This is a genomic window from Xanthomonas sp. NCPPB 2922 (genome assembly GCF_041520885.1).
Classification (GTDB): Bacteria; Pseudomonadota; Gammaproteobacteria; order Xanthomonadales; family Xanthomonadaceae; genus Xanthomonas; species Xanthomonas campestris.
On the sequence record NZ_JBGOFY010000034.1, the window covers coordinates 26,563 to 33,409 of the forward strand.

Sequence of the window (6,847 nt, forward strand, 5' to 3'; positions counted from 1 at the left end):
GGCAGCCGCTGGCCCGGCCCGGTAAAATCCCCCGATGGCCAAGCTCTATTTCTACTACTCGGCAATGAATGCCGGGAAGACCACCACCTTGCTGCAGTCGGCGCACAACTACCGCGAGCGGGGTATGCGCACGTCCATCCTCACGCCCAAGCTCGATCACCGCGCCGGCAGCGGCGTGGTCGCCTCGCGCATCGGCTTGCGCGCCGATGGGCAGACCTTCGACCGCCAGACCGAGTTGCTGCAGCTGATCGAGCGCGACATTGCCGCGCACGGCCCGCTGCACTGTGTGCTGGTCGACGAGGCGCAGTTCCTCAGCCGCGCGCAGGTCTGGCAGCTGAGCGAGGTGGTCGACCGCCTGCGCATCCCGGTGCTCTGCTACGGGTTGCGGACCGATTTCCGCGGCGAGCTGTTCGAAGGCAGCCAGTTCCTGCTGGCCTGGGCCGATGAGCTGGAAGAGATCAAGACCATCTGTCACAGCGGCAGCAAGGCCACCATGACCGTGCGCGTGGACGCACAGGGGCATGCGGTGCAGGACGGCCCACAGGTGGAGATCGGCGGCAACGAGCGCTATGTCTCGGTCAGCCGCGCCGAGTTCAAGAAGATCATGCGTGGCGAAGGCCGGATCGACCCGCTGCAGATCGCGTTGCCGTTGCCGCTGGCGTAAGTCGCGCTTCGCCACGACGCGCACGCCGGGCGGGTGCCGGGATCGTGGTGCGTTGGATAGGGACACGAAGTCTGCAACCTTGCTGGCGGCGATCGCCTTTCCGCGCTGCCGCTGCCGATGCAGGCGCGCGTGCCAGGTGGCGCGCGTGCAGGCTCCACACCGCAGCATCGGTAGCTGCCAACAGGTCAGCCATCAGCAGGCGACATACCGCTGTATCAGCGCGTTATACCAATCGTCAGACCACCACACGCAATTGCGCCGGCAACGCCGCGCCCTCGCAACCGGACGCAACCGGGCTCCTGTAAACTGCGCGCATCACGGTCCGGGAAGAAACGCATGGGTCAGCTTCCTCCCGAATTGCACGCCGATGTCGCGCGTGTCGGCCGGCTGTCGTCGGTCCCCGATGTACTGACCATCCTCACCCGCCTCACCGGCATGCGCTTTGCCGCGGTTGCCCGGGTCACCGATGCGCGCTGGGTCACCTGCCAGGTGCAGGACACGCTCGCCTTCGGTCTGCAGCCCGGCGACGAACTGCCGCTGGCCACCACGTTCTGCGATGGCGTGCGCCTGCGTAACCAGGCGGTGTCGTTTGGCCATGCCTCGCAGCACCCGGTCTACCGCGACCATCCCTCGCCCAAGTTGTATGGCTTCGAGAGCTATGTGTCGGTGCCGATCCGTCTCGACGACGGCAGCGTGTTCGGCACCTTGTGCGCGCTGGATCCGGAGCCGCGCGTGATGGATGCGCCGCTGGTGGAGAAGATCGAACTGCTCGCGCAATTGCTGGGCGCGCAGATCCAGGCCGAACTCCGCGCCGAACAGAGCGCGCTGGAATCGCGGCAAGCCCGCAGCGAACTCGGACGGGTCGGCGCCTCGGCGCGGCTGCGCGAAGAGTTCATCGGCATCCTCGGCCACGACCTGCGCAACCCGCTGCAATCGATGCATGCGGTGGTGGACATGCTGTCCATCGACCAACTCAGCCAGCGCCAGGGCGGCGCCATCCGCTCGCTACAGCGCAGCCTGCGGCGCATGGAAGAGTTGATCGACTTCGCCAGCGATTTCGCCCGCGGCATCGAACGCGACTGGCTGCAGCTGGACTATGGCAACGGCAGCGACCTGCTCGATGCGCTCTCGCAGGTGGTGGACGAAACCCGCGCCGCCTATCCCAACCAGGTGCTTTCCGCGCACGTGGCCATCGACGAACCGGTGCATGGCGATGCCATCCGGCTGGCGCAGATGTTCGGCAGCCTGATGATCAACGCAGTGGTGCAAGGCCAGCAGAGTTCGCTGATCAAGGCCATCGCGGTTACCGAACAGGGCCGGCTGCGCATCGAAGTCTGCAACCTGGACGGCATCGAACCACGCCGGCTGGACGTCCTGCATGCCTCCACGCATGTGCATACCGCCGGGCGTGCCCTGCCCGAGGTCGACCTGGGCCTGCACATGGCCGCACAGATCGCGCAGGCCCATCAAGGCGAGCTGCGCATCACCAGCGGCAAGGACGGCACCTGCTTCCACGTGGAGCTGGCCTGCCAGCGCCCACGTGCACGGATGCAGCTGGTCGACAACCGCTCGGCCCCGGGCTAAGCACGGCCAGGTCCGGGCAACGCAGGTCAGTAGATCTTGCGTTCGCTCACCGGCGGCGGCGTCCACTGGTACAGCCAGGTTTCGGTCAACGGCTTACCGTTGGCGCGCAGGAACAGACGGATGTCGATCTGCTGGGTGCCCTCATCCGGCGGCACCAGGTCGAACATCGCCCGGTAGCCCTTGAGTTCGTGCAGTGGCCGCGCCGAGACGATCTCGGTGGTGCCGCGCGACACCTGCAGCACCGCTTCGACCTTGGCCTTGGGGTCCTTGGCGAGCGCAGCCAGTTCACCGCCAGCAAAATCCACCGCAAAGCGCCAGGAGAAATGGCTGCGTTTCTGGCCCACGATGCCGCCCAGCCCGGTGCGCGTGGCCACGCACTGCGCCAGCGGCGAACTGGCCGGCGGGTGCGCGCCCCAGTACAAGCGGTACCCCATCAATAGCTCCTGCCCCGGCTGCGGCTTGGCCTGCGGGTTCCAGAACGCCACGATGTTGTCGAAGGTCTCGTCCACGGTGGGGATCTCCACCAACTGCACCGAGCCCTTGCCCCAGCCGCTCTTGGGCTCCACCCACAGGCACGGGCGCTTCTCATAGAACACGCCGTCGTCCTGGTAATGATCGAAATTGCGATCGCGCTGCAGCAAGCCAAAGCCGCGCGGGTTCTCGTCCACGAACATGTTGAAACGCAGGTGCGGCGGATTGCATAGCGGCCGCCAGATCCACTCGCCGCCGCCGGTCCACATCGCCAGGCCATCGGTATCGTGGATTTCCGGGCGCCAGTCCCAGTCCATGCGGCGGTCGTTCTCGCCGGTCTGGTACATGCTCGTGCACGGGCCGATGCCCAGCCGCTCGATCGCCTTGCGCGGATACAACGCACTGTCGATATCCATCACCAGTACCTCGCCATTGGTGATGGCAAAGCGGTATGCGCCGGACACGCTGGGCGAATCCAGCAAGCCGTAGACCACCACCGTGTCCGAATCGTCGGCCGGCTGTTCCAGGTAATAGGCGATGAAATCGGGAAATTCTTCCGGCCCACCGGTGCCGGTATCGATCGCCAGCCCGCGCGCCGATTGCCCGTACTGGCCTTCCTTGCCCACCGCACGGAAGTAGCTCGCCCCCAGAAACGCGGAGAAATCGCGGTCGGTATCCTTGCGCGTGTTGAGCCGGAAGCCGGCAAACCCCAGGTCCTTGGGCAGCTGTTTGCCACCCAGGCCGCTGCGGCCGTAATCGAACGCCGCCGGGTCGTACGCCAGCTGCTGCGCCTTGCCATCGACGATGTCGTAGATGTGCACCGGGGTGTGGAAGTACAGGCCCAGGTGGAAGAACTTCGCCTGGAACTTGCCGTTGCCGTCGGCCCACAACGCGTGATCCTGGCGGTAGCGGATCGACTGGTACTGATCCCAGTTCAAGGATTCCAGCGGGCCAGGCAACACCTGCTTATGGCTTTTGTAGGGTGCCTTGGCCAATGCACGCGCCTGGCCCTTGAGCCACGCATAATCGAACGGCTGTGGCTGGCCCAGGCGACGCAGCCCCACTGCCTTGGCCGCCAGCGCCCACTGCGGCAGCGCCGGCAAACCGAGCGCAGCCAGGGCGGCGGCGGCATTCTTCAGGAAGTGGCGTCGTTGCATGCGCTGGATCTGATCGGTGGTGTGGGCGCCATCATAGCCACACCCCGGCATGGACGTGAATGCGGAACTCAGGGTACTGCAGCTGAACCAGCGCAGGCATTGGTCAACGCAAGCTCCTGCGCCTTGCTGCACAGGAATTGCCGCTGCGCCTGCGGCTCGTCGGGCCCGGTATAGCGCAGCAGCGTCCATTGCTCCTGCGCCTGCATGTCGGCACCGGGCGCGAGCGTGCGATACGGCGCATGCACCTCCATTTCCAGCAGACCGTGTTCGGGATGCTGCGGGGGCACGTCCAGATACAGTTCCACCTGCCCTTGTTCGGGATGGATACGCGCCTTCGGCTGGTGCGCAAAGCGGATCACCAACACCTGCGTGCCGGCAAAACCAGCCATCCAGCCGGCGGACGGCTGTAGCAGCAGCTTGCCGCGCTGGACCAACGTGTCCGCGCGCCTGTCGGCACTCAAGACGAACAGGCCACCTTCAAGCTGATAACGCGGCGCGACGGTACCGGGCTCGCTGGGCGGTTGCAGGCGTAGATCGGCCGCGTCCGCCACCGGCACGAACACCCGCGTATCTGCAGCCACACGCGTGTTGAACCACAGATCCCAGCTGAGCGGCTCGGTGCGGATGTTGCGGACACTGGCCTGCACGTCGATGGTGTCCGGGCGCGACGGCGACAGGGCCACACGCTTGCGCAGTTGCACGCCAGTCACCGGGCTGGGCACGCCGCCCATCACCAGCTGCGTCGCGTCATATGTTGTGGCCCGCGTCGTCGCCAGCGAGAGATACGGGTCCGGCGGCCACACCGCGCCTGCTGCCTTGCGTTGCGGATTGACCTGTTGATGCAGCCACCAGTGGCTTTGCGGGCCAACCCAGACGTCATGCCCCAGGTAGGCGATATCGCCTGCAGTGCTCGAGACCTCCGGTACCGGCTGCTGTTCCACTGCCGCACCGAGCTTGAGCACGCTCGGCTGGCCCCGTAGCTGAAATGCCAAGATGCGCCCTCCAAACGACGGCGTGGCCGTCACTTCGATCACCTCGTTGCCGAGCGTGAGGCGTTCGATGGCGGGAGGCGTCTTACGCGCCGCAGTGTCTGCGCAGCTGCCTGCCGAGGGCAATACGAGCAGTCCCGCCATGACCGCCACCACAGGAAAGCGCATCACCTTCGCCATGCCCAACTCCGCATCCATCGATCAGCCAATTGTGGCGCGCTGGTGCGCAGCACACCAGCAAGTGCGCTGCGGGAGCGAGCGCTGCCGATGTCTGCAGGTGCAACTGGCAAAGCACCAAATAATGCGAAACGTAGATGCGATGCCGACACGCATTAGATGGAAGCGTCGCTGCACATCTATGCATCGGCTGACGGTTTTACAAAGTGATGCGATGGAATGCGTTTGGCAAATGCCAACAGGCCTCAGCTGGAAGCTGCTGTGTCTACGCCGTGGCTAGCTAGCGACTTACAAAGTGGCAGTGGTGAACTTAGTCGCGCGATTCAGACAGACATTAGCGGCGGCAAGCCGCTGCTCTGTCTATGCCGCAGGTAGCGGCTTACAAAGTGACATAGTGGATGCAGTCGATGATTCGACAGATTTCAGGAGGAGGCGAAGCGGCGACGTTAAAGCAGCATGTAGCTGCTTATGAAGTGACGCTGGCTCCGTCGCACTGTATGTGTTTGAAAGGCAGCTAGCGCTGGCAAGCCGCACACCACACCGTGGCGCGTTGGCCGATTGTGGCGTGCTTCAACTCGCGACCGCAGTGTTTGCAGGCTTCGCCTTCGCGGCCATACACCATCAGTTCCTGCTCGAAATAACCGGGCGCGCCGTCCGGGCTGATGAAATCGCGCAGCGTGGTTCCACCGCGCTGAATCGCATAGGCCAGAATCTCCTTCACTGCATCCGCCAGCCGTCGATAGCGCTCCAGCGACACCTTGCCAGCCTCCCGCAGCGGGCTGATTCCTGCGCGATGCAGGCTTTCTGCCGCATAGATATTGCCAACGCCGACCACCACCGCCTGGTCCATCAAGAACGCCTTGACCGCCGCACGGCGACCGCGTGCCAATGCGTGCAGATAATCGCCCGTAAATGCGGCAGATAATGGTTCGGGCCCAAGGCTGGCCAGCAGCTCATGCGTTTCGCTATCGCGCTGCCATAATAGGCAACCAAAGCGGCGTGGGTCATTGAACCGCAGGACGCGCCCATTCTGCAGGCTGATATCCACATGGTCGTGCGCGCGTGGTGGCGTATCGCCCGGCAAAACCCGCAGGCTGCCCGACATCCCCAAATGCAGCACTGCACTGCCGCCTGCATCGGTATCCATCAGCAGATACTTCGCCCGCCGACGCACATCGTTAATCGTGGCGCCTGGCAGCAACTGTTCGATCTGCTCTGCAATCGGCCACCGTAGGTCAGGTCGCCGCAGGATCACGCCATGGATGCGTTGCCCCACCAGATGCGGGGCCAGCCCACGTAAGGTGGTTTCGACTTCGGGAAGCTCAGGCATGCAGATCGACTCGACACACGGCAACAGACCGGAGCACACCACATGGTGGTGCAGGCAGGCAAACACAAATGCTGCGGCGGGATGAGCGGACCTGGGTCCCCGCGTGCAGCAGCAGATTTCAGCCGTCTGCCGGCCCTGCCAAGTGATCTAGACACGTGGCCGCTACTACAGGAATGTGCTCAGACATCGCAGTTGCTAGGCGCACCACTCATCTGCGCAGCAGCGTGTCAGTAAATGCCTATTGCCCGGTGCGGAAGAGGCCAATGTTTTACGCATAGTGCCTACGCATAACGTCAGGCTGAGCAGCAAAGCGGCTTAGAAGCAGTCAATCCACGCAGCCTCACCACATGCATTCTGTCGCTGGACGCTGCGCACCAACACCAAAGCAAGCGTGTCCAAGCCCAGCCAGCATTAAAGCGCTAGGACCGAGCGCGTACACGTATGGCCATCTTCTGGCCGATGGTCCTGTCTTTAG

Annotated in this window: 5 protein-coding genes; 2 read left to right on the forward strand and 3 right to left on the reverse strand. The window is 64.2% G+C overall.

Annotation, left to right across the window (positions count from 1 at the left end; translation table 11 throughout):
* The first annotated feature begins 34 nt into the window (after positions 1–34).
* Positions 35–664 carry a thymidine kinase gene (locus ACD584_RS21095; RefSeq protein ID WP_076035854.1) on the forward strand — a complete coding sequence of 210 codons (630 nt, stop codon included), beginning with the start codon at positions 35–37 and terminating at the stop codon, positions 662–664.
* A gap of 336 nt (positions 665–1,000) precedes the next feature.
* Positions 1,001–2,248, forward strand: a complete 1,248-nt coding sequence (locus ACD584_RS21100) for a GAF domain-containing protein (protein WP_070693676.1) — start codon at positions 1,001–1,003, stop codon at positions 2,246–2,248.
* A gap of 26 nt (positions 2,249–2,274) precedes the next feature.
* On the opposite strand, the gene ACD584_RS21105 is transcribed toward ACD584_RS21100, so the two are convergent.
* The 3 genes from ACD584_RS21105 to mutM all read right to left on the reverse strand — a co-directional run bounded on the left by ACD584_RS21105 (position 2,275) and on the right by mutM (position 6,372).
* Positions 2,275–3,876, reverse strand: a complete 1,602-nt coding sequence (locus ACD584_RS21105; protein ID WP_076037707.1) for a glucan biosynthesis protein — start codon at positions 3,874–3,876, stop codon at positions 2,275–2,277.
* 68 nt (positions 3,877–3,944) lie between these two features.
* Positions 3,945–5,063, reverse strand: coding sequence for a DUF4380 domain-containing protein (locus tag ACD584_RS21110; RefSeq protein WP_076035853.1), 1,119 nt, complete (start codon positions 5,061–5,063; stop codon positions 3,945–3,947).
* A gap of 493 nt (positions 5,064–5,556) precedes the next feature.
* The gene (gene mutM, locus ACD584_RS21115; RefSeq protein ID WP_076035852.1) at positions 5,557–6,372 is read right to left on the reverse strand and encodes a bifunctional DNA-formamidopyrimidine glycosylase/DNA-(apurinic or apyrimidinic site) lyase; all 816 of its coding nucleotides are present in this window, start codon (positions 6,370–6,372) and stop codon (positions 5,557–5,559) included.
* Positions 6,373–6,847 lie beyond the last annotated feature (475 nt).

Bases quoted from the DNA above. Each gene is read 5' to 3' on its own strand.
- ACD584_RS21095 (WP_076035854.1), top strand. From the start codon at position 35: ATGGCCAAGCTCTATTTCTACTACTCGGCAATGAATGCCGGGAAGACC.
- ACD584_RS21100 (WP_070693676.1), top strand. From the start codon at position 1,001: ATGGGTCAGCTTCCTCCCGAATTGCACGCCGATGTCGCGCGTGTCGGC.
- ACD584_RS21105 (WP_076037707.1), bottom strand. From the start codon at position 3,876: ATGCAACGACGCCACTTCCTGAAGAATGCCGCCGCCGCCCTGGCTGCG.
- ACD584_RS21110 (WP_076035853.1), bottom strand. From the start codon at position 5,063: ATGGATGCGGAGTTGGGCATGGCGAAGGTGATGCGCTTTCCTGTGGTG.
- mutM (WP_076035852.1), bottom strand. From the start codon at position 6,372: ATGCCTGAGCTTCCCGAAGTCGAAACCACCTTACGTGGGCTGGCCCCG.